The organism is Mycobacterium vicinigordonae (assembly GCF_013466425.1).
Lineage (GTDB): Bacteria > Actinomycetota > Actinomycetes > Mycobacteriales > Mycobacteriaceae > Mycobacterium > Mycobacterium vicinigordonae.
Window position 1 is genome coordinate 5138119 of record NZ_CP059165.1, and the last position, 22104, is coordinate 5160222.

Here is a 22104-nt window from a genome sequence, read left to right on the forward strand (position 1 = left end):
GTGATGAGCTCTTGGTCGTGGCTACTCGTCACCGCGGCTTATCTTAAGCATCTCTTAAGTATCTGCCAAACGAACACACGATTTGAGTGCCAAGTCACAGCTCGGCGCGTGGTCCTCACACATCGTTGGCGGGTGCCGGAACCACACGGGCGCCCGGTGCCGGCCCGGTAGCGACCCGAACGGTGCGGCATACGCCCGCACCCGACAGCTGGGTGCCGACATCGACAGCCGAGTCAGCCGAGTCGCACAAGAAAGCACACGTGGGCCCCGACCCGGACACGATTCCGGCCAGCGCACCCGCTTCGACGCCCGCGCGCAAGGCGCGCCGCAGCGTCGGATCCAGACTCACCGCGGCGGCCTGCATCTCGTTGCCCAGTAGCGGGGCCAGTTGCCGCGGGTCACCAGCGGCCAACGCCGCTAGCACCGGGCCGGGCTCGTCCAGCTGGGGCGGGTCCCCGGCCTCACGGAGCCGGTCCAGCTCGCTGTACACCGCCGGCGTCAACAACCCGCTCTCGGCGAACGCCAACACCCAGTGAAACGTGTTGCGCGACAGCACCGTGGCCAGCTCCTCACCGCGGCCGGTCCCCAGCGCGGTGCCACCGTGCAGCGCGAACGGCACGTCACTACCCAACTGGGAGGCCATCAGCCGCAGGTCGCGGCGGGGCAGGTTGAGTTCCCACAGCGAGTTCATCGCCACCAGCACCGCTGCGGCGTCGGCGCTGCCGCCCCCCATGCCGCCGGCCACCGGGATCGACTTGTCGACGAAGATCGACACATCGGGCGCGCGGCCCACATGCTCGGCCAGCAGCTCGGCGGCCCGCCAGGCCAGATTGCGCCCGTCGGTGGGCAGCTTCTCGGCACCCTCGCCTACCAACTCGAGCGACAGCACGTCGGCGTTGCGCACCGTCACCTCATCGAACAACGAGATGGCGTGAAACACGGTGGTCAGCTCGTGGTAGCCGTCGTCGCGACGATCACCGACGGCTAGGTACAGGTTGACTTTTCCCGGCACCCGGACGGTGACCGACCCGGTTGGCACCCACAACTCAGCGGTGTTCCCATCAGTCCCAGCCACCGCAGCAGACTATCGCCGCCACGGGTGCACCACTCGCAGCGGCACCGTCTGCGCGGTCCGGCCGGAGCGCGTCAGCCCGCCGAAACGTGCGCGGGGTCCTGGCCGCCGCCAGGTGTGTCATCGAGGTCGCCGGACCGCTGCAACAACCGCACGAAATCCTCAATGGACAGCGTCTCACCCCGGCGCGCGGGGTCGATGCTGGCCGCGAGCAAGCGGTTGGCCGACTCTTTGCCCGAGCCCGCCCATTGCACGAACGCGTTGCGAGAGGTCTTGCGGCGCTGGGCAAACGCAATGTCGACCAGCTCGAAGACCCGCTTTCGGAAAGCCTCGTCGGTGGGCCACGGCGACGTTTCGTAGCGGTCGATGCGAACCAGCCCGGAGTAGACGCGCGGGATGGGCCAGAACACCGTCGGAGACACCGTCCCGCACCGCCGAACCCGCCCGTAAAAGTTCACTTTGACGCTGGGCACGCCGTATTCCTTGCCGCCCGGCTCGGCGGCGAGCCGCTCGGCGACCTCGGCCTGCACCATCACCGTCACCGTGCGGATGGACGGGAATTCGGCGAGCAAATGCAGCAGCGCCGGAACCGCGACGTTGTAGGGCAGGTTGGCCACCACCGCGGTCGGCGTGTCCGTCAAGTCCTCACTGCGCAGCGCCAGCACGTCCCGGTTGACCACGCTGAACCGGTGAACTTCGCTGTTGGAACGTTCGGCGATGGTCTGCGGCAGCCGAGCCGCCAGCACCGGGTCGATCTCTACGGCGGTCACCGTCGCGCCGCGGTCCAGCAGCGCCAGCGTCAGTGAACCGAGCCCCGGGCCGACTTCGAGGACGACGTCGGACTTGCCGACTCCCGAGGCTGCGACCACCCGCCGCACCGTATTGGCGTCGTGGACGAAGTTCTGCCCGAAAGATTTCCGTGGCCGGAAATCAAGCTCTTTGGCTAACCGCCGGATCTCGGTGCGTCCGAGCAACCGGATCGTCAGCGGGCACCCACTCGTCCACTGCAGACGGGCCAGGCACCCCAGCCCTGACGCTGCCGGGTCACTTCGGCGACGGCGATCTGTTCTTCGCGGGTGGCCAGGTCGGCTCGGGGCGCATAGCGCAGCCCGCCGTTGGCCTCCCAGGTGCCCTGGTCGAACTGCACACCACCGTAGAAGCCGTTTCCGGTGTTGATCGCCCAGTTTCCGCCAGCCTCGCAGCCGGCCAGGCTGTCCCAGACGCTGCCGTCGTTGACGGGGGGTACCTCGGTACCCGGCTTGGTGCCGACCCGGACCACAGCTTCACGGGCCGGCGTGACGACCGAGTTGGAGATCGGCAGCCGGCCGGTCTCGACGCCGTTGACTTCGGCCACCGCGAACGTCACGTCCTGGGTACCCGGGGCGCCCGGGTCCTCGACGACCTCGCGGCTCATGTTCAGTTCCGGATCCTCGATTCGGCGCGCCGGGGGCGGCAGCGGGACCCGCTCGGTGACCCGCTCGATGCGGTTACGAGTGACCTGGATCTGCATCCCGTCGACGATCGGAGTATTCGCCGCGGGCACCACCTGGTCACTGTCCTGCAGCGGGGCGCCCGCCGCGGCCAGCAACCCGGCAACATTCGGTGCCGGCAGGTGCACCGTGCGCACCACGCCGCCGTCGGAGATCTCGACGGTCTTGGCGCTCACCACCGGCAACGTCATCCCGGCCAGCGGAACGCGGCTGGCGCGCGATGCCGCGGCCGGGGCGGTGTCGGTCATGGCCAGCTGCGCCAGCGCCTCATCGACAGTGGACGCGGTGGTCCACACCTGCCGCGAGTTCTGGCCGTCCAGTGTGATCTGCAGCGGCCGGCTGCGACGCAGGACGATGGTTGCGGCGCTCTGCACTGTGACATCGCCGGCCGGGTACAGGTCGTCCCGCTCGCCGACGGAGAACCCGTTCTCTTGCACGATGTCGATCACCCGCGACTTCATCGTGCTCACTCGCGTTGAGGTTCCGTCGACGGTCAAGGTCACGGTTTTGGAGGAGGAGACGGCGAAACCGCCGGCGAATACCAGTGCCACGAGCAGCGCGCCAACCAATAGGCGCAACATCGGTGATTCGGTTTGATGAAGTTTAGTAACCAGATTCAATGTCAATATCCCAGTCTGTTCCGACCCACTGCAACCGTCAGCATCAACTCTTCGATGAGCCCTCGACCATATTCAGCTGAAATGACGAAATGGGCCCGGAGGCCCACCCGTTCGATCACAAGACGGTAACGAACCGTCCAATGCAGGGCAACTCCGCCCCCTGTGTGTCGGGCTCGAATAGTGCCATCAACAGCCGGTCAGCGAGGGTCCACACCCAGTTCATAGGCACGACGGGCATTGCTGGTCGTGATTTCCGCCACTTCCTCGGGTGCACGATTGACCAGTTCAGCCAGCGCACGAACGGTGTAGGGCAAGCAGTATGGTTCGTTCGCTGCGCCACGGTAGGGGTGCGGGGTCAGGAATGGTGCGTCGGTTTCCACCAGCAGCTGCTCCACCGGTATCAGTGGAACAGCTTCGCGCAACTCGCGAGCGTTACGGAAGCTCACCGTCCCGGACAGACTCAGCAACCATCCGGCCGCCACACATTCGCGCGCCATTGCGCTGCCCGAAGAGAAGCAGTGAAAGATCACCGTGTCGGGCGCGCCCTCGGCGCGTAGCACGTCCAGCACCTCGCTGTCGGCATCCCTGTTGTGGATCATCAGCGGCTTGCCGATCCGCTTAGCCAGGTCGATGTGCCAGGCGAACGCATCGCGCTGGACCTCGGGCTGCGCGCAACCGTCGAGCTTTCCCGGCCAGTACAGATCCATGCCTGTCTCGCCGACGGCCACCACCCGCGGATGTGTGGCCAATCGTTCGATCTCGGTGCGAGCGGCATCGGTGAGTGCGTCGGCGCGGGTGGGGTGCAGCGCCACCGCCCCGTACACCCGGGGATCCCACCCGATTGCTTTGCAAACCCAGCGCGCAGATTCCATGTCGTCGGCGATGGTGACGATCGCCCGCACCCCCACCGCGGCCGCGCGATCGACGATCGCGCGCACGCCGTCGCCGTCGGACGCGCCGCATGCGTCGAGGTGGGTGTGTGCGTCGATCAACGGCGACAACGGCTCCGGCGCTGGCGGTGCTGCTCGGGTAGACCGGTTGGCGCTCACCTGGCACACGATAGGGGCACACGGGCAAGCAGCCCACCCAATAGGGTGGAGCGCGACATGGAGCCCTATTACGTCACCACCGCGATCGCCTATCCGAACGGCGCGCCGCATATGGGACACGCGTATGAGTACATCGCCACCGACGCGATCGCCCGATTCAAGCGGCTCGACGGCTTCGACGTGCGCTTCCTCACCGGAACCGACGAGCACGGCCTCAAGGTCGCGCAGGCCGCCGCGGCCGCCGGCATCCCGACCCTGCAGCTGGCCCGCAGCAACTCGGACGTCTTTCAGCGCATGCAGGAGAAGCTCAACATCTCCTTCGACCGGTTCATCCGCACCACCGACGCCGACCATCATGCGGCGTCGGAGGAGATCTGGCGTCGGATGGAGGCTAACGGCGACATCTACCTCGACAACTACGCCGGGTGGTATTCGGTGCGCGACGAGCGGTTCTTCGTCGAGTCGGAGACCCAGCTGCTCGAGGACGGCAGCCGGATCGCGGTGGAGACCCAGACGCCGGTGACCTGGACCGAGGAACAGACGTATTTCTTCCGGCTGTCGGCGTACGCGGACAAGCTGCTGGCTCACTATCGAGCGAATCCCGGCTTCATCGCCCCGGAAACCCGGCGCAACGAGGTGATCAGCTTCGTCTCTGGCGGCCTGGAGGACCTATCGGTATCCCGGACCTCGTTCGACTGGGGCGTGCAGGTCCCCGGGCACCCGGACCACATCATGTACGTCTGGGTCGACGCGCTAACCAACTATTTGACCGGCGCCGGCTTCCCCGACACCAATTCATCGCTCTACCAACGCTTTTGGCCGGCCGATCTGCACATGATCGGAAAGGACATCATTCGATTCCACGCGGTGTACTGGCCGGCGTTCTTGATGTCGGCCGGAATCGATTTACCGCGAAGGGTTTTCGCGCACGGATTTCTGCACAACCGGGGCGAGAAGATGAGCAAGTCGGTGGGCAACATCGTCGACCCGGTGGCGCTCGTGGACACGTTCGGTGTGGACCAGGTCCGCTATTTCCTGTTACGGGAGATTCCGTTCGGCCAGGACGGCAGCTACAGCGACGAGTCGATCGTCACCCGGATCAACACCGACCTGGCCAACGAGTTGGGCAATCTGGCCCAGCGGTCGCTGTCGATGGTAGCCAAGAACCTGGGCGGGGTGGTCCCCGAGCCCGGCGAGTTCATCGACGCCGACACCGAACTGCTGGCGACGGCCGACCGTCTGTTGGAGCGGGTGCGCGGACACTTCGACACCCAGGCGATGCATCAGGCGCTGGAAGCCATCTGGCTGATGCTGGGTGATGCGAACAAATACTTTTCGGCGCAACAACCTTGGGTGCTGCGCAAGAGCGGCACCGAGGGCGACCAGGATCGGTTCCGTACCACGTTGTACGTCACCTGCGAGGTGGTCCGCATCGCGGCGCTACTGGTTATCCCGGTGATGCCGGAGTCTGCCGCCAAGTTGCTCGAGCTGCTTGGCCAGTCCGAAAATCAGCGCACGTTCGCCGCGATCGGGCAACGCCTAACACCCGGAACGGTGCTACCGCCGCCGAGCGGGGTGTTTCCGCGTTACCAACCGCCCGAGTGAGCCGAGGCGGCAAAGCATCCCGCGGCGAAGCCGCGTGAACTTAACTTCTGCCATAGGCCATAATCGCCGTGTGGAGCGAAGACGGAATCGGGCAGTCAGCCAATCGCCGATAACCACTTTGAAGGAATTGCCGGCGCTGGTGGTGCTGGAGCGCATCCCGGTCCCGGTGCTGGCCATCGGCGAAGACGGCAGCATCCTGTTCACCAACACCGCTTTCGCCCAGATGGTCGGCTTCGAACCCGAAGAGGTTCTGCGACTGGGGTTTCACGAGATCTTCTACCAGGCGCCGGATACCGAGTCCTCGCTGCTGTCGTTCGTGCATGCGTTGGCCAACATGGTGGTCGAACTGGCGCACAAAGACGGTTCGGTGGTGCGGGCACTGATGAGTAGGTCGGCGGTGATGCGCGCTGACGACAAGTTCGCGCTGGCCGCATTCCAAGATCTGACCGAACAACTATGGGAAGAAGAACGCTAGCTTTTCGACGTCGACGTCCTTGAGCGAGGGCGCGCGCAGCGGGACGCAGAAACCAAAGGTTTAGGCATAGGCGCATATTGATACTTGTAGTATGCTTCTACAGGTGATCAAGAGTCGCGCCGACCTGGAATCCTACCTGGCGGCGGATCTGCGTGCTCAAGGACTGGAGCGGTGGCGGCACCGATACCGGATCATCCATCGCGCACCCTACTTCCAGCGCATGCTGCGCAAAACGGAATACTGGACGAATACCGCCCGCACCCCGGCCGGCCGCCTAGTGGCCGCTTACCTGCGCCTACGACTGAAATTTCTCGGCGAGAGACTCGGGTTCGGCATCCCGCTCAACGCGTTCGGGCCGGGCCTGTCGGTCGCGCACGTGGGCTGGATTCACGTGCACCACCGCGCCAGGATCGGTGCGAACTGCCGTATCCACCAAGGGGTCACGTTGGGCGAGGGACGCGCGGGCGAGTATCCGACGATCGGCGACGACGTATTCATCTCCCCCGGCGCCATGGTGCTCGGGGCCACCGTGGGCAGCCGCGTCGGGATTTACGCCGGGGCGGTGGTGAACCAACCGGTGCCCGACGACGTCGACGTCGCCGGCGTTCCGGCCCGGATCATCCGTGATCGTCGCCCGCTCGCCAGCACCCCACGCTAGGGGCCGTCCGGCACCGCGACCGGGCGGCTCGCGGCGGCCTCCACCGCGCGGTGGTGGCGCATGGCTTCCCGCGCCAGGTACTGGCGGAAATACGGTAGCGACGCCTCGGCCGCTACGCCGGGCAGCAACAGCATCCAGAGCTGGGTCAATTGCTCGTTGAGCTCTTTGGCCAGGCCCTCGCCGGTGCGACTGCGGGTCATAGCGATGGTCAACATCCGGGTTCCGAACATCGCGCCGACCACTGCTTCGCTAAGTGACTGAGGATCGACGTCCTCGCGTAGATCGCCTTCGGCTATTGCGCGTTGCGCCTCGGCCGTCATTGCCGCTACCCAGTTGGTACAGCAGCGTCCCGCGGCCTCGTTGAATCCGCTCAGTGCGCCAATCAGCTGTTCGGCCGCCCGCGCCGTCTTGTCCGAGCTGACTACATACGTGACCGCGAAGGTGCCGTGGATCATGTTCTCGAGTGCCGGCGACGCCGATCCACAGACATTGCCGAATGCAGCCAGCAGGATTGCGCTGCCCTCGTCGATGATGTCGGAGGCGAGCGCTTCCTTGGAGTCGAAGTGGTGGTAGAGGGCGCCCTTGGTCATGCCGGTCCGCTCGATGATGGTGCCCCACCCGGCGGCCGCATAGCCCACCTCGCTGAAAACGTCGATCGCGGCGTCGAGAATCTTTCGCCGGGTTACTTCGGATCGAACCTGGCGCGCCATTGCCCTGCCCTTTCCAATGTCAATCCAGTTATGATCCGAGCCCTTACATCTTGTTTTTCCTGGTCAGCCGCTAAAGCCTAGCAGTCGGGAGCCCCGCATTCTCGAGCGTGCGTCCCAGAACTGTTGGTGTCGTATCACCCGGCGCGCGTCGAGGCCGTGGCGGACGAAATGGCCAGCGCGGTGCGTCGCCTGATGAATTGCCTGAAGTAGTCGAACCGGTCGGGTTCCAGGATCCCTGCTAGGACGAGCACGCAGTTCTTCTCCAGATCAATTAGGTAACGCTGCGGATCGTCGAGATCGCTGGCCTGGCGCAACCCCATGTACATCGACACGATCAGGCGACCGACGTCGCGAGGCTCCCATGCACCCGAGACATCTCCCTCGGCAATGGCCCGCTCGACAACCCCGGCGAGCATGTCGATCCAGCCGCCGAGCAACTGCGATTGCAGGCCTTCGGTGCGGCCCACCGACTCGATCAGGTGCGACGCGGCCCTAGCTACGTCTTTGCTCATGTCCTGCACCGCCGCCAGGTAACAGAAGTCGATCAGCGTTTCCAGCCCGGACAGCTGCCTCGCCAGCAAATCTTCCACCGCGACCCGGCCATCAGCGGTGTGTTGCTCGATGATGGCCACCGCCAGCGCGTGCTTGGAGCGGAAGTGGAAGTACATGGCCCCCTTGGTCAACTCGGCCTCAGCGAGGATATCGTCGAGGCCGACATCGTGGTAAGCGCGGCGGGCGAACTGGTGAGCTGCGGCCCGCAAAATTAATTGCCGAGTGGTGTCTGCTCGTCCGTCTGCCGGTTCAGTCGACATTTGACCCGTGGGACTCGTCTGGCCGTGCCCGATAGCCGGGTGCGCTCCGCACACGGACCGAGGTCGCGTTGTCGGCGCCGTTGCCCGTCCCCGTCACCATTTCTTGTGCCCTCCTCGAGCGGGCCGAACCGGTTCCCTTTGCTAGGAGCACCGGCATATCTCCGGCGGCGCCCTGACCGCCACTTGCGAGGTTATCAGCCGGGCCGCAGCCCGAAGTGTTCTACGCCACAAAAGACTGCAAATTACCTCGGACAGTACCTAAGGTTGGCTTCAACCCTTCTAATAGTTCAAAAAGTATGTAGATTGGGTATTCAGAAGATCGATGGTTTGATGCCACCGCGACCGCGGCCATCTCGCCACCGCAGCCTGTGACCAACTTGGTTAGGAGAGACGGATGTCGTTCGTGACCACCCACCCGGAAGTCTTGGCAGCCACGGCAGGCACTCTGCAGAACATCGGCTGCGCTGTTAGCACCGGAAGTGCCGAGGCGGCGGTTCCAACGACCGCCCTGGCACCGGCGGCAGCCGACGAGGTGTCGGCCCTCACGGCCATGCAATTCGCCGCCCATGGACAGCTCTACCAAGCGGTGAGCGCGCAGGCCACAGCGATTCACCAGATGTTTGTGCAGGCCATGGCGGTCAGCTCCGCTTCCTACGCCGCCACCGAGGCCGCTAATGCGGCCTCGGCCGGTTGATCCATGTTGATCCAGGGGGAATGACAGCAATGGACTATGGCGCACTGCCACCGGAGTTCAACTCTGCCCGGATGTACGCCGGCGTCGGTGCAGCGCCGCTGCTGACCGCGGCGGTGGCCTGGGACAACCTGGCGACTGAATTGCAATCGGCAGCGTCGTCCTACACGGCCGTGATCGGGACGCTGACCGGCGGACCATGGCTTGGACCGGCAGCGATATCCGCCGCCGCGGCCGCCACCCCGTACGCCGCCTGGATGGGTGCCACCGCAGCACAGGCCGCGGAAGCCGCCAGCCAGGCCCGAGCGGCCGTCGCGGCCTACGAGGCCGCGTACGCGATGACGGTCCCACCAGCGGTGGTCAGTGCCAATCGAATACTGCTGGCCACGCTGGTCGCGACCAATTTCTTCGGCCAGAACTCACCGGCCATTGCCGCGACCGAGGCCCACTACAGCGAAATGTGGGCGCAGGATGCCGCAGCCATGTATGGCTATGCGGCCAGCTCCGCGGTGGCTTCGGCCCTCACCCCATTCGAAGCTCCGCCGCAGGTCACCGACGCCGCCGGCGTTGCCTCACAAGCCGCCACGGTCTCGCAGGCCACCGGCGAAGCCGCCTCGACCCAGACCACCCTGGCCTCACTGGTGAACTCTCTGCCCTCGACGCTGCAGGGGCTGGCGACTCCCACGTCGCTGGGTTCGACGGAGTCGGCCGCCGCGATCCTGCCGACCACCGGGTCCACCTCCAGTGGCGACCTGGCCAACATGCTGAACATTGCCGTCATGCCGTTGTTCGCGCTCAGCAGCTTGTTGAGCATCGCGCAGACCATGCAGGGCATGGCGCAGGCGGCGGCCGCGCAGGTCGCCGAAGTCGCGGCGGATGCGGCCGAGGCAGCGGCGGGTGCGGTGGACGCGGGCGCCATAGGCGCCATGGGACAGGCCGCCGCCCTCGGCTCGCTGTCGGTACCACCCGCCTGGACCAGCGTGATCCCAACCGCACACCTCGCCGGGGTCAGCTCGGCGCTGCCCGCTGCCGGCGGTGGCGGACCGGTGAGCACGGTGCCACCCAGCCTGCTGGGCGGATTGCCACGCAACGCCGCAGCTCAGGGACCGGTTGCCGGTCCCCGCTACGGCCTGGTGCCGACTGTGATGGCGCAACCGCCGTCCGCTGGGTACGGCACTTTCGCCTGACCCCGTCGGCCGGCTGGGAGCGCATACATTGCACGCCCGGCGCGTCTCCGCTCAGCAGTCTCCAAAATCATTGTTATCAGACTCACAGTTCATCTTTTTGCTGTAAATCATTCTAAATGTATGTATACTAGCCATGCGGCGGTTGTCTGGTATGTGGTTGGACTAGAAGCCCGAAGGGGGCAGGTTAGATGAAGGTGGTTCTTTTCTGCGGCGGCTACGGCATGCGAATGCGCAGCGCTGACGGCGACCTCGTCCCGAAGCCGCTACAGATGGTGGGCCCGCGACCGCTGCTCTGGCACGTGATGCGCTATTACGCGCATTACGGCCACACCGAATTCATTCTGTGCCTCGGCTACGGCCAGGCCATGGTCAAGGAATTCTTCGTCAACTACCGCGAGACCGAGTCCAACGACTTCGTGATGCGCGGCGGCAACGTCGAACTGCTCGACACTGACATGTCGGACTGGACCATCACCTTCGTCGATACCGGGCTGGAGTCGCCGATCGGCGAGCGCCTGCGTCGGGTGCGCAAGTACCTCGGCGACGACGAGTACTTCCTGGCCAACTACGCCGACGTACTCACCGATGCCCCGCTGGACACGATGATCGACCGCTTCCACGACAGCGGCGCCACCGCCTCGATGCTCGTCGTGCCACCACAGTCGTCGTTCCACTGCGTCGACGTCAGCACCGGCGGCGACATCAAGGAGATCGCCCCGATCGCCAAGTTCCCGATCTGGGTCAACGGCGGCTACTTCGTGCTGCGCCAGGACGTGATCGACCTGATCCCGGAGAACGGCGATCTAGTCGGCGACGCATGCATGGCGCTGGCCGGCACCGGGCAGCTGTTGGGCTACCAACACGACGGATTCTGGAAGCCGGCCGACACCTTCAAGGAACGCGCCGAACTCGACGCCGACTACAACCGCGGTATCCGCCCCTGGGCAGTTTGGGAGACCCCCGAACCGGCGGACCTGTCAGCATGAACCCGCTGACCATCGGGGGCGGCATTGCCTCCGTCGCCGTCGTGGGCGCCCATTGCGACGACATTGTCATCGGCGCCGGTGCGACGCTGATGCAGATCGAGCGCGACAACCCCGGTCTAGTGATCCACGCGCTGGTGTTGAGCGGCGCGGGAACCGACCGGGAAATCGAAGAGAAGAGCGCGTTCGCGGCCTTCTTCCCGCGCGCCGACGTGCGACTGACCGTCGCCGACCTGCCCGACGGACGCCTGCCGCAGTACTGGGGCCAGGTGAAGCAGCGGCTCGCCGAATTCCGCCACAGCTGCCACCCGGACCTGGTGCTGGGACCTCAGCGCGACGACTACCACCAGGATCACCGCCTACTCGCCAAGCTGCTTCCCACCGAGTTCCGCGCCCATCTGCTACTGGGCTACGAGATTCTCAAGTGGGAGTCCGACCTACCCAATCCCACGCTCTACGTACCGATTCCAGCCGACCTCGCTCACCGGAAGGCCCGGCTGCTGGCCCAGTGCTATCCCTCGCAGGCCGCGCGGGACTGGTTCGACGACGAGATGTTCCTGGGGTTGATGAGGGTCCGCGGCGTTCAATGCCGATCCCGGTACGCCGAAGCCTTCGTGGTGGAGAAGGCCGTACTGAGCCCGATCACCAGCCGCCCGGGCGCCTGACGACACGGTTCGACTCACAAGAGGGGACAACAGATCCGGATGAAGTACACACCCACCAGCGTCGCGGGCGTGACGATCGTCGACATCGAACCGCACCGCGACCACCGTGGCTTCTTCTCGCGAGTCTTCTGCGCCGAAGAATTCGCCGAGCACGGACTGATACCCGACGTCTCCCAGACCAGCATCTGCTTCAACCAGACTCGCGGCACGGTGCGCGGCCTACACCGCCAACTCCAGCCTCACGCCGAAGCCAAGTTGGTGCGCTGCATCCGCGGCGCGATAGCCGATGTCGCGGTGGACGTACGACCGGAGTCGCCGACTTTCGGCAAGCACGTAATGGTGGAGTTAAGCGCGGACAACCACCGCGCCCTGTTCCTGCCGCCCTATGTTGCACACGGCTTCCAAACTCTCACCAACGACACCGAGCTGATCTACCAGATCAGCGGGCCGTACGTGCCGGGCAGCGAAGAGAACTTCCGTTACAACGACCCAGAATTCGGTATCCAATGGCCTCTGCCGGTGACGGTCATCTCCGAAAAAGACGCCAGCTGGCCCCTGTTGACTGCCGGGCTGGCCCCGACCGGAACCACCCCGAGATGACCCGGCCACGCGAAACACATTGGGGGTAGCGCGGTTATGACCAACAACGCATGCCCCCAAGCCTCGGTACGTATGGTCGTCAGCGGCAGCATCGTCGAGCGCTGCGAAACTCACGAGGTGCTGTCGATCATCGACTCGCGGCTAGGCCCGAACTCCGGACGTGCCTTGGCGGTTGGCTCGGTAAACCTCGATCACCTGCACCACTTCCGTAGGCTGGGCGCAGCCCCCAACGGCCTGCTGGATTGGCTGCTGCTTGCCGACGGCATGCCGATCGCCTGGCGCGGTCAACTGCTCACCGCCAAACCGTGGCCCCGGGTGACCGGCGCCGACCTGCTCCCGGCAGTACTGGCGTTGGCAGAAGCCGACGGACACCGAGTCGGGTTCTTCGGCGGCAGCGCGGCGACGCATCGCCGGTTGGCCGAACATTTGCGCGAAACCAATCCCGCGCTGGCGGTTTCGGGCATGTGGGCGCCCAACCCCGACGACATCGAAACCGGATCCCCGCAGCTGTGTTCAGCGATCCGGGCGGCACGGACCGACATCCTGATCGTCAGTCTAGGTAAGCCTCGACAGGAGCATTGGGTCGACCAGCACGGGTACGCCACGGGCGCAAAGGTTTTCCTACCATCGGGCGGTGCCATCGACTTCCTGGCCGGCACCACTAGCCGCGCGCCCGACTGGATGCAGCGGTCCGGACTGGAATGGCTGTATCGGCTGACTCGCGAACCGCGCCGGCTGGCCCGTCGCTACCTGCTGCAAGGTCCGATCGCGCTGTTGCGCGCCCTTCGCGCCCAGCTGATCTGCTACCCCGGCGTCCACTACGTCGCCACACCCGTACACGAGCATGTCGAAACCTCCTGCGTCAGAACCGAAGCGGTGTCCGCATGACAGAGGAGCGGCCAGCATGACTGCCACACTACGAACACAGAAACGCCGGTCCGCTGTCGTCCCGCTGCCCATGGCGAAAAACGGCGTGGGTGGGTTTCCGCGTTGGCAGCAACAGTACTCGGCGCGGCTGCGCATCACCGACTCGATCATCGTCTGCGTGGCGATCTTGCTCGCGCAGTTGGTCCGATTCGGCGACACCCCTAACAGGTCCGGGTATCCGGGCCCGGTGATGACGCTGTTCTCGTGTCTTTTCGCACTGCTGTGGCTCACTTCGATCTCGGTGTTCCAAGCCCGTTCCCCCCGCGTCATCGGTGCGGGCATCGACGAGTACCGCCGCATCGCCAGTGCGTCATTCTCGGTGTTCGGCATCATCGCGATGGTCACGCTGCTCGCCAAGATCGATCTGGCTCGCGGGTATCTGGCCGTCGCACTACCGGTCGGTACACTCGGCCTGCTGCTCAGCCGCAACGTGTGGCGTAAATATGTGTGGCGCAAGCGAGCTCAGGGCCACTACCAGACAATGGTGCTGGCGATCGGCGATCGGTCCGGCGTCACACACTTGGCGCACGAACTCATCCGCAGCCCCAGAGACGGCTATGTCGTTGTCGGCGTGTGCATCCCAGGCTACGGCGGGTACCGCGGTGAAACCATCAAAGTGGGCGGCAAGGAGATCCCGATCCTCGGGGACGAGACCGGTGCCGTCGCAGCCGTCGGCGCGTGCGGGGCCGACACGGTGGCAGTTACACGCACCGAACAATTCGGGGTGCACGGCATCCGCGACCTGATGTGGCAACTCGAGACGATGGACGTCGACATGGTGGTCTCGCCAGGCGTGATGGACGTCGCGGGGGCCCGGTTGACCATGCAGCCCATCGCGGGATTTCCACTGCTGCACGTCGACAAGCCGCAATACGAAGGGACGCAACGCCTACAGAAGCGCGCGTTCGACTTCTGCTTCGCCCTGGCCGCGCTGCTGGCTACCGCGCCCATACTGGTCCTGGCCGCCATCGCCATCAAGTTGACTAGTAGGGGTCCCGTCTTCTACCGCGCCGAACGCATCGGCCTGGACGGCCAGCCCTTCACGATGTTGAAGTTCCGCACCATGGTCGACGGCGCGGACCAGCAGATCGACCACCTGCTGCCGCTGAACCAGGGGTCCGGCATGCTGTTCAAGATCCACCAGGACCCCCGCGTCACGTCGGTCGGAAAAACGCTGCGCCGCTACAGCATCGACGAGTTGCCGCAATTTATCAACGTGCTCAAACAGGACATGAGTGTGGTGGGTCCTCGCCCGCCGCTGCGGCGCGAAGTGGAGAACTACGACGGCCAGGTCAAGCGGCGGCTGCTGGTGAAGCCGGGCGTCACCGGCCTCTGGCAAGTCAGCGGACGCTCCGACCTGTCCTGGGACGACTCGGTCCGACTCGACCTTTCCTATGTAGACAACTGGTCGATGGCCGGCGATCTAGTCATCATCGCCCGCACCCTCAGAGCCGTCCTCGCTAGCGACGGAGCCTATTGATGAAAGGCGGTCGCGTGATCGAGCCGACGGCACAGGCTCCGCAGGAGGAGTCCCCGGAGTCGTCGGCTGTGCCCGACGTACCGCAGTCACGGATTGCGCACGCGTTCTCGATCCAGCTCATCTGCCGGTCGCTGGGAATGGTGGCCTCGGTGATCTCGGTGTCGATGACCGCGCGCTATCTGGGCCCGGGTCGCTACGGGCAGCTGATGGTCGCAGTCGCCTTCATCGGAATGTGGACCAGCATGACCGATCTCGGCATTACCACCGTGATCGTGCGGCGCGTCACGTCCGGCCGCGGCGAGCTGGAACGTCTGGTCCGCGTCAACAGCGGCCTTTCCCTGGCGTATTGCATTCCGCTGGCGGTGATCGCCTCCGTCACCGGCTGGCTGATCTACCGCGACGCTGACGTCCGCGTGATGCTGGTGGTGTTGTCCGGGCAACTGCTGATGTTGACCATGCGCACCCGGTTCGAACCGGTATTCCTTTCCACGGTGCGCTTTTCCGCGGTCGCCGCCTCCGACGTCGTAGGCCGGTTGGGCACGCTGGCGATGATCAGCTGGCTGGTGACCACCCACGCCGACGTCGCCTGGTTTGCGGTCGCTCAACTAATTCCGCCGCTCGTGCAACTGGCCATCCAGGGTGCGGCAGCCGCCCAGCACATCTCGCTGCGCCCGGTCTTCTCAGCCACCGAATCCATCGACCTGCTACGGGAAAGCCTGCCGCTGATGGGCGTTGCGGTAATCGGAATACTGTATTGGCGCGCCGACGGGGTGATCCTGTCGCTCCTCAACTCCCACGCCGAAGTCGGCGTGTACGGCTTGGCCTACACGCTCGCATTCAACACCGAGGCGTTGTCGGTCTTCTTCCAGAAGTCGACGCTGTCGACCGCCACCGGGCTGTATTCCCGCGACGTCGGCGCCTACGTCGCATTCCTGCGCCGCAGTGTGGAACTCATGAGCTTCCTTGCCTTCCCGGTCGCCGTGGTGGGCACGTTGCTGGCCGGACCGCTGATCGAACTGTTCGGCGACCGCGACTTCGTCGACCGTGGTGCGCCGACGCTGGCGCTGCTGCTCATCGCTGCCGCGCTGCGGTTCGTCACCGGAACGCTGGGGCAGGGCTTGTTCGCTTGTCACGAACAACAGTTCTTCTTCCGGCTTTTCGTCGCGACGCTATTCGTGAACGTGGCACTGAACCTCTGCCTGGACGGGCGATTCGGCGCGATCGGCGCCGGAGTCTCGCTGGTATGTACCGAGCTGAGTGGTTGGATACTGGCCAGCTGGCGGCTGCGCAGCAACTGCGGCTACCGCACTCCGGTGATCTTCTTGGCGCGGCTGCTGGTTCCGACTGTCGCCAGTGTGGTGGTGGTGCTGGTCCTTTCGGGATATCACGTGGTGTTTGTCCTGACAGCCGCGGCGGCCACGTACCTCGGGATAAACATGGTGGCCGGCCCCCTCAACTGGTCGATGCTGACCTCGATCTTCCGGAAACAGGTGACCACATGACAACCGAGCTGGATCGTGCCTACCTCAAACGCCCGTCGACGATTCCCGGCACGCCGCGGACCGAGTTACCCCCGGACCGGCCGCTGTCGGCACTGATCGTCACCTACAAGAGCCACGACCTGGTGGAGCAGTGCCTGGCCGGATTGGCCGAACACGCACCCGAGCTGCCGGTCTACGTCTATGAGAACAGCGGCGACACCTACCCCGGCCGCGCCGAACTGGCCGCCCGCCACCCACATGTGCACTGGGTATTGGGCCCGGTCAATCTCGGCTTCGGCGGAGCCTTCAACGCGTTGGTGGAGCACACGCCCCCCGACACCGATCTGCTGCTGCTCAACGCCGACACCCGACTGACCGGGCCGCTGACCCGCACCCGTGCGCTACTGCGCCAGCCCGGTGTCGCGGCCGTCTCACCGCTGATCCAGGACGCAGGAGCCCCCGGGCCGCAGCGGTGGGACATCGCGACCCGGCGCCGCACCCTGACGCGGGCGCTGGTGGCCGCCGCAGGCTATTCCGACCGGTTCCGCGGCACCCCGGTCTCTCACCTGTACCCGGAGCAGCCCGGCGAATCGCAATGTATCGACGGTTATCTGGCCGGTATCTGCCTGGCCATCAGCCGCGCGGCATGGAACCAGATCGGCGGGTTCGACGAGGAATTCTTTCTTTACGGCGAGGAAACCGACTGGCAGGAGCGAGCCGCGGCCGCGGGCTGGCGCATTCTGCTGGCCAACGAGCTCGACGTCGACCACGGCAACCCGGCGGCCGCCAAAGCTCAGCAACGGACCAACGGCGAATCCGTGTGCGCGCATGGTGCGCAAGTCTCCACCGTCGAACGCTTCCGTAACCGGGACCTGTTGCGCGCCAACATCGCGTTGCTGCTCGAACACCAGGACGGCGTACACCACGCCGACGTCTACCTGGCTGCCACCTCGGTGCTGGACCGGGTGCAGCGCTCCAAGCGCGAAGTCCGCAAGCTTGCGGTCCGAGCCGGCACCGGCAAACCCGCGATCGTCATCACTACCAATCGCTTGGTGTACGGCGGCGCGGAACGTCAAAAGGCGCTGCTAGCAGCGGAACTGGCTCGCCGCGGCTACCCGGTCACCATCGTCTGCATGCAGCGGTTCGGGCCGCTGATCAAAGAGATCCCGCACAGCGTGCGGGTGGTGCGCCAACCCTGGTGGGCGCCGATGGTCGACCTGCCCCCCGGCCCGGCGGTGCTGATCAGTGGCGACACCAATACTGAGACGGGCTTCGCAACCCTCTGGCGCGCCAGGTCTGGGAACCGGCGCTGGCTGGTAGCTCCGCACGTTCCGCCAGAGACCGACCGGCCCATCTACTCGCGGCCGCTGACCGCCGCAATGCGGCGCGCCGATGCATTAATCGTCTTGGCACAACGGCATTGGGAGATGTTGACACCGCACCACAACCTAAAGGGACACCCCTTCATCGCTCCCAACGGCGTGGAGCCGGCCTTTGCCCGGGATTTGACCGATTTGGGCCCGCGGATCCGCCCGCCGGGCGCGCCGCCGCACCTGGTGATGCTATCGCGCATCGTTGAACACAAGAACCCGCAGCTGTTGATCGAGGCGCTCGGGCAGCTAACGGAATTGCCTTGGCGGCTATCAATTTTCGGCGACGGTCCCGATCGCGAGCGGTTGGAAGCCGGCACTCCAGCGGCCCTTCGGAACCGCGTCCAGTGGCGCGGCTGGTCGCCCGGGCCGGGTCCAGCCTTGGCCGATGCCGATCTGCTTTGCGTCCCAAGCCGTTCCGAGGCTTTCCCACTGGTGATTTTGGAAGCCATGTCCCGGGGGGTGCCGGTGGCCGCGTCGGGTATCTGCGCGGTCCCCGAGATGCTGGACTTCGGCAAAGCCGGCTTCGTCGTCGAACCGGTATCGGTGGCAGCCTGGCGAGCCCAGTTAGCCGACATCCTGTCCAAGCCGGAGGAATTGCCGCAGGTCGGCCGGCGCGGTCTGGAGCGGCTGCACAAGCACTACACGGTCGCTGCGATGGCCGATGCCTACATCGACGCGATCGCCGCGGTGGTGTGACACCTGTGCACACTCCGCAATCCGACCTAGCTCACCCAACCAAAGAATCGAGACTCAGATGAAGTGCCGCCTGTGCGACTCGGACCGGATGCTCAGCGTCCTGGACTTGGGCGCGACACCGCCCTGCGAAAAAATCCTCGCTGCCGACGAACTCGACCTGCCCGAACCCACCTACCCGCTGCACCTGCGGCTGTGCCAGGACTGCCTGCTGCTGCAGATCCCGGCGCTGATCACTCCGGAAGAGACCTTCACCGAATATGCCTACTACTCTTCGTATTCCGATAGCTGGGTCGAACATGCGGAGACGTTCGTCGCCGAGGCAGCCGAGCGGCTGGGTCTTGGCCCCGACTCCTTCGTGGTCGAGGCCGCCAGTAATGACGGTTATCTCCTGCAACACGCGGTTGCCAGGGGAATCCCGTGCCTGGGTATCGAGCCGTCGTTGAACGTGGGTGCCGCGGCCGTCGAGCGTGGCGTTCCGACGGTATCGGAGTTCCTGGACCAGGATCTCGCCCGCGGGGTGCGGGCCCAACACGGACCGGCGAATCTGGTGGTGGCCAACAACGTCTACGCGCACATTCCCGACCTGCGCGGCTTCACGCAGTCGCTGCGGGGCCTACTCGCTGACGACGGCTGGCTTAGCATCGAGGTGCACCACGCGCTAAACCTAGTGTGTCTGGGCCAGTTTGACACCATCTACCACGAGCACTTCCAGTACTACACGGTGTTCTCGGCGCGAAATGCGCTCGCCAGCGCCGGCCTGGCCGTCGTCGACGTCGAAATGCTGCCCACCCACGGCGGGTCGATCCGGGTGTGGGCGCGGCCCATAGAGGTCGCCGGACCGCCCACCGACCGGGTCGAGCAGATCCTACGGATCGAAGAGGCCGCGGGATTGCATCGCCCCGAGGGCTATCAGCAGCTACGGCAACGCACCGAGCAGATCCGCCATGACCTGCTGCGGTTCCTGCTGCAGTGCCGGGCCGAGGGTAAGCGGGTGGTCGGCTACGGCGCCCCGGGCAAGGGCAACACCTTGTTGAACTACTGCGGGATTCGCACCGATCTGCTCGAATACACTGTCGACCGTAATCCGTACAAACACGGGCATTTCACGCCGGGCACCCGAATCCCGATTCACGATCCCGACCGCATCGCCCAGGACCGCCCGGACGTGATCCTGGTGCTGCCCTGGAACCTGGAGACCGAGATCACCGAACAACTGAGCTACGTCACCGAGTGGGGCGGTCAGATCGTCTACCCGCTCCCCAACCTGCACCTGGCGACCAGCGTGAAATCGCGCAGTGCCGCACTCGCATGAACGGGTGCCGGGCGTGTGGCAAGCGTGGCCTGACCCGGGTGCTCGACCTAGGGAATGTGCCGGCGGCTGACCATTTTCCGTTGCTCAGCGAGCCGATCGACCCCCGGGAAACGGCACATGAGCTGGCAATGGACCTGTGCGGGAGCTGCGGCCTGGCCCAACTCGCCGACGACGACACCATCACCGAAGAACCCCGCGGTGTCGAGCCGCAAGCACTCCGCGACCAGGCCGCCGACGCGGTGCAGCGCGTCGCCGATCGCGGCTGGCTGCGCGGTCGCACGGTCCGCGAGTTCGGCAGTCCACACGGCGGGACCTGGTTACCGTTGCTCGCCGAGCGCGGCATGGCCCAAGCCGAGGTCGCCGATCTGGTGCTGGACTCGTTCGGCGTCATGCATGAGGCGGATCAACGGGCCTCCTTCGAGCTGCGCGCCAAGGTGACCGCCCCGGGCGGAGTGCTGCTGGTGCAGTTCCCGTCGTTGCAGGCAATGATCGAGCAGGGCCAGTGGAACTCGCTGCGCCACGGTCACTTCGGCTACTACTCGCTGACTGCGATGACCAATCTGCTGCGTGCGGTCGGGATGAGTGTGGCCACCGCGTGGCAGTTCGACCTTTACGGCGGGACTTTTCTGGTGGCCGCTGTGCACGGCCACGTCGAACCCGACCAGTACGTCCACGACATCCTGGCCCGCGAACGCGAATTCGGGGTGATGCAACCGGAGGTGCTGAGACGCATGCAGCGGGCCGTCGACGCCCATGCCGCGCAGTTGCGCGCATGGCTGGCGGCACAGTCCGACCAGGGCCGCACTGTATACGGATACGCCGCCGGTTCGCGGGTTCCGGCACTGTTCAGCATTGCAAAGGTGGACCGGCGGCTGGTCATGGCTGTGGCCGACGGCTCTGCCGCCAAGCAGGGCCGCCGGCTGCCCGGCACCGACATCGCCATCATCTCCCCCGAACAACTCATCGCCGCCGACCCCGACCGGGTCCTGCTGACGCTGCCCGATCTCTACGGCGAACTGCAGCAACAATACCCGCAGTTCGCCGGGCGCTGGTGGGTGGACAACGGCCCGCTGCAGAGTCAGAATTCATTGTGAATCCTCCTCGGGTGCTTTGGCTTTCGCCATGGATGCGGCCGTTGGCGCGCGTTCAGGCCGAGGCGTTGCAGCGCCGGGGCGCCGACGTGTTGCTGGTCACCTCAGATCAGCATCCGGAGTCCGACGGGCCCCGTGATTACGAGCTGGTGCTCGACCCGCGGTTCCGCAGTGCCGCGACGTGGCCGGCCACAGTTAGGGCTTGGCGCCGGGTCCGGGATTTCCGGCCCGACGTGGTGCTCACCGAACTGGTCCGCGACCCGCGCTGGATCGCACTGGCCGGTGGAGCACCGCGGGTGCAGCTGGTGCATGACGACCGACCGCATGACGTGGCCGAACAACGACCCGGCTACGAGGCCGCGGTCTTCGACCGCTGGGGTGCAAGCTCTTTGGCAACTATTACCTACAGCCGGTACGTGGCAGCCGGGATTGCCGCTCGGCGCGACGTCTCCGGCATGCCGGTGCACGTGGTGCCACTGGCCAGTGACCTAGACCCGGCATTGGTCCCCGATCCGGCGGCCGCAGACCGGCGACGCGATTTCGTGATGATCGGCCGGCTCAACCCGTACAAGAACGTCGAGGTCGTACTGTCGGCATGGCAGCAGCATGCGACCGGAACTGGTTGGCGCGGTGACAATCTGGTGCTTATCGGGGACGGTCTGATCGATCCCGATCGATTGCCAGGCCATACCGAGTGGCGTTGCGGCAGCTACCGTTACGCCGATGTGCTGGCCACGCTGACCGCGGCCAAGGGCTCGGTGGCTCACTACCGGCGCGCCTCGCAGAGCGGGGTGCAAGTGCTCTCGATGCAGCTCGGCGTGATGCCGATCGTCTCCGATCGCGGCGCCCTACCCGAATATCAGCCCAGCGATTGCCCGCCGGTCAAAGTCGACGATATCGACGCTCTGACGGCCGCTTTCGACACGCTCGCTGATCCGGACACCGCTGCGCGGCAGGGCGTTGCCGCCGCCCGCCACTACGCGCGCAACTATGCGGTCGGTCATGCCGCCGAACGGCTGCTCGAGGTGATCGACGCGGCGCGCCGACCGAGGAGAGCCACGGTCGCCTTCTAGCGTCCCGATGGCCCTGGCCGACACGCACGGCCCCGGCGCATCCATTGCGATCGG

The 22104-nt window shown here is 65.6% G+C and carries 21 protein-coding genes; 15 read left to right on the forward strand and 6 right to left on the reverse strand.

Annotated elements, in window-relative coordinates; genetic code table 11:
• Positions 1–115: 115 nt before the first annotated feature.
• The 4 genes from H0P51_RS22895 to H0P51_RS22910 all read right to left on the reverse strand — a co-directional run bounded on the left by H0P51_RS22895 (position 116) and on the right by H0P51_RS22910 (position 4240).
• Complete coding sequence (locus tag H0P51_RS22895; RefSeq protein ID WP_180915124.1) at positions 116–1075, reverse strand: 4-(cytidine 5'-diphospho)-2-C-methyl-D-erythritol kinase; 960 nt, start codon at positions 1073–1075, stop codon at positions 116–118.
• A gap of 71 nt (positions 1076–1146) precedes the next feature.
• Positions 1147–2082, reverse strand: coding sequence for a 16S rRNA (adenine(1518)-N(6)/adenine(1519)-N(6))-dimethyltransferase RsmA (rsmA, locus tag H0P51_RS22900; RefSeq protein WP_180919177.1), 936 nt, complete (start codon positions 2080–2082; stop codon positions 1147–1149).
• Positions 2055–3143: a resuscitation-promoting factor gene (locus H0P51_RS22905; protein ID WP_180915125.1), complete on the reverse strand. Its 1089-nt coding sequence runs from the start codon at positions 3141–3143 to the stop codon at positions 2055–2057. The genes rsmA and H0P51_RS22905 overlap by 28 nt, the downstream gene beginning before the upstream one ends.
• A gap of 236 nt (positions 3144–3379) precedes the next feature.
• Complete coding sequence (locus tag H0P51_RS22910) at positions 3380–4240, reverse strand: TatD family hydrolase (protein ID WP_425488909.1); 861 nt, start codon at positions 4238–4240, stop codon at positions 3380–3382.
• A 48-nt stretch (positions 4241–4288) separates the two neighbouring features.
• Here H0P51_RS22910 and metG point away from each other — a divergent pair, with 48 nt between their 5' ends.
• From metG to H0P51_RS22925, 3 genes are all read left to right on the forward strand, one after another.
• A complete protein-coding gene (gene metG, locus H0P51_RS22915; RefSeq protein WP_180915127.1) occupies positions 4289–5836 on the forward strand; it encodes a methionine--tRNA ligase in 1548 nt (515 codons plus the stop codon).
• A gap of 109 nt (positions 5837–5945) precedes the next feature.
• A complete protein-coding gene (locus H0P51_RS22920) occupies positions 5946–6311 on the forward strand; it encodes a PAS domain S-box protein (protein WP_180919178.1) in 366 nt (121 codons plus the stop codon).
• 103 nt (positions 6312–6414) lie between these two features.
• A complete protein-coding gene (locus tag H0P51_RS22925; protein ID WP_180915128.1) occupies positions 6415–6969 on the forward strand; it encodes an LbetaH domain-containing protein in 555 nt (184 codons plus the stop codon).
• Here the strand turns inward: H0P51_RS22925 and H0P51_RS22930 are convergent.
• Both H0P51_RS22930 and H0P51_RS22935 read right to left on the reverse strand, forming a co-directional pair.
• Entirely contained in the window at positions 6966–7679 is a 714-nt protein-coding gene (locus H0P51_RS22930) for a TetR/AcrR family transcriptional regulator (protein ID WP_180915129.1), read from the reverse strand. The genes H0P51_RS22925 and H0P51_RS22930 overlap by 4 nt on opposite strands.
• A gap of 134 nt (positions 7680–7813) precedes the next feature.
• On the reverse strand, positions 7814–8491 hold the full coding sequence (locus tag H0P51_RS22935; protein ID WP_180915130.1) for a TetR/AcrR family transcriptional regulator: 678 nt from the start codon (positions 8489–8491) through the stop codon (positions 7814–7816).
• 394 nt (positions 8492–8885) lie between these two features.
• Here H0P51_RS22935 and H0P51_RS22940 point away from each other — a divergent pair, with 394 nt between their 5' ends.
• From H0P51_RS22940 to H0P51_RS22995, 12 genes are all read left to right on the forward strand, one after another.
• Complete coding sequence (locus tag H0P51_RS22940) at positions 8886–9185, forward strand: PE family protein (RefSeq protein WP_180915131.1); 300 nt, start codon at positions 8886–8888, stop codon at positions 9183–9185.
• A 29-nt stretch (positions 9186–9214) separates the two neighbouring features.
• A complete protein-coding gene (locus H0P51_RS22945) occupies positions 9215–10369 on the forward strand; it encodes a PPE family protein (RefSeq protein ID WP_180915132.1) in 1155 nt (384 codons plus the stop codon).
• Positions 10370–10557: 188 nt separating this feature from the next.
• A complete protein-coding gene (locus tag H0P51_RS22950) occupies positions 10558–11355 on the forward strand; it encodes a glycosyltransferase family protein (RefSeq protein WP_180915133.1) in 798 nt (265 codons plus the stop codon).
• A complete protein-coding gene (locus H0P51_RS22955; RefSeq protein ID WP_180915134.1) occupies positions 11352–12017 on the forward strand; it encodes a PIG-L deacetylase family protein in 666 nt (221 codons plus the stop codon). The genes H0P51_RS22950 and H0P51_RS22955 overlap by 4 nt, the downstream gene beginning before the upstream one ends.
• A gap of 39 nt (positions 12018–12056) precedes the next feature.
• Positions 12057–12617, forward strand: coding sequence for a dTDP-4-dehydrorhamnose 3,5-epimerase (rfbC, locus tag H0P51_RS22960; RefSeq protein ID WP_180915135.1), 561 nt, complete (start codon positions 12057–12059; stop codon positions 12615–12617).
• Positions 12618–12653: 36 nt separating this feature from the next.
• Positions 12654–13505, forward strand: coding sequence for a WecB/TagA/CpsF family glycosyltransferase (locus tag H0P51_RS22965; protein WP_246398157.1), 852 nt, complete (start codon positions 12654–12656; stop codon positions 13503–13505).
• A 70-nt stretch (positions 13506–13575) separates the two neighbouring features.
• Positions 13576–15024 carry a sugar transferase gene (locus tag H0P51_RS22970; RefSeq protein ID WP_246398905.1) on the forward strand — a complete coding sequence of 483 codons (1449 nt, stop codon included), beginning with the start codon at positions 13576–13578 and terminating at the stop codon, positions 15022–15024.
• Complete coding sequence (locus tag H0P51_RS22975; protein ID WP_180915137.1) at positions 15024–16526, forward strand: oligosaccharide flippase family protein; 1503 nt, start codon at positions 15024–15026, stop codon at positions 16524–16526. Before H0P51_RS22970 ends, H0P51_RS22975 begins: the two co-directional genes overlap by 1 nt.
• Positions 16523–18574: a glycosyltransferase gene (locus tag H0P51_RS22980; RefSeq protein ID WP_180915138.1), complete on the forward strand. Its 2052-nt coding sequence runs from the start codon at positions 16523–16525 to the stop codon at positions 18572–18574. The genes H0P51_RS22975 and H0P51_RS22980 overlap by 4 nt, the downstream gene beginning before the upstream one ends.
• Positions 18575–18632: 58 nt before the next feature.
• Entirely contained in the window at positions 18633–19886 is a 1254-nt protein-coding gene (locus H0P51_RS22985) for a class I SAM-dependent methyltransferase (RefSeq protein ID WP_180915139.1), read from the forward strand.
• Complete coding sequence (locus H0P51_RS22990; protein ID WP_180915140.1) at positions 19883–20980, forward strand: class I SAM-dependent methyltransferase; 1098 nt, start codon at positions 19883–19885, stop codon at positions 20978–20980. The genes H0P51_RS22985 and H0P51_RS22990 overlap by 4 nt, the downstream gene beginning before the upstream one ends.
• A gap of 11 nt (positions 20981–20991) precedes the next feature.
• On the forward strand, positions 20992–22050 hold the full coding sequence (locus H0P51_RS22995; RefSeq protein WP_180915141.1) for a glycosyltransferase family 4 protein: 1059 nt from the start codon (positions 20992–20994) through the stop codon (positions 22048–22050).
• Positions 22051–22104 lie beyond the last annotated feature (54 nt).

What these genes read in the sequence shown, in the direction of transcription:
- H0P51_RS22975 (WP_180915137.1), top strand. Translation starts at nt 15,024, where the DNA reads ATGAAAGGCGGTCGCGTGATCGAGCCGACGGCACAGGCTCCGCAGGAG.
- H0P51_RS22970 (WP_246398905.1), top strand. Translation starts at nt 13,576, where the DNA reads ATGGCGAAAAACGGCGTGGGTGGGTTTCCGCGTTGGCAGCAACAGTAC.
- H0P51_RS22940 (WP_180915131.1), top strand. Translation starts at nt 8,886, where the DNA reads ATGTCGTTCGTGACCACCCACCCGGAAGTCTTGGCAGCCACGGCAGGC.
- H0P51_RS22990 (WP_180915140.1), top strand. Translation starts at nt 19,883, where the DNA reads ATGAACGGGTGCCGGGCGTGTGGCAAGCGTGGCCTGACCCGGGTGCTC.
- H0P51_RS22930 (WP_180915129.1), bottom strand. Translation starts at nt 7,679, where the DNA reads ATGGCGCGCCAGGTTCGATCCGAAGTAACCCGGCGAAAGATTCTCGAC.
- H0P51_RS22985 (WP_180915139.1), top strand. Translation starts at nt 18,633, where the DNA reads ATGAAGTGCCGCCTGTGCGACTCGGACCGGATGCTCAGCGTCCTGGAC.
- rfbC (WP_180915135.1), top strand. Translation starts at nt 12,057, where the DNA reads ATGAAGTACACACCCACCAGCGTCGCGGGCGTGACGATCGTCGACATC.
- H0P51_RS22980 (WP_180915138.1), top strand. Translation starts at nt 16,523, where the DNA reads ATGACAACCGAGCTGGATCGTGCCTACCTCAAACGCCCGTCGACGATT.
- H0P51_RS22905 (WP_180915125.1), bottom strand. Translation starts at nt 3,143, where the DNA reads ATGTTGCGCCTATTGGTTGGCGCGCTGCTCGTGGCACTGGTATTCGCC.
- H0P51_RS22935 (WP_180915130.1), bottom strand. Translation starts at nt 8,491, where the DNA reads ATGTCGACTGAACCGGCAGACGGACGAGCAGACACCACTCGGCAATTA.
- H0P51_RS22945 (WP_180915132.1), top strand. Translation starts at nt 9,215, where the DNA reads ATGGACTATGGCGCACTGCCACCGGAGTTCAACTCTGCCCGGATGTAC.
- H0P51_RS22965 (WP_246398157.1), top strand. Translation starts at nt 12,654, where the DNA reads ATGACCAACAACGCATGCCCCCAAGCCTCGGTACGTATGGTCGTCAGC.
- metG (WP_180915127.1), top strand. Translation starts at nt 4,289, where the DNA reads ATGGAGCCCTATTACGTCACCACCGCGATCGCCTATCCGAACGGCGCG.
- H0P51_RS22955 (WP_180915134.1), top strand. Translation starts at nt 11,352, where the DNA reads ATGAACCCGCTGACCATCGGGGGCGGCATTGCCTCCGTCGCCGTCGTG.
- H0P51_RS22950 (WP_180915133.1), top strand. Translation starts at nt 10,558, where the DNA reads ATGAAGGTGGTTCTTTTCTGCGGCGGCTACGGCATGCGAATGCGCAGC.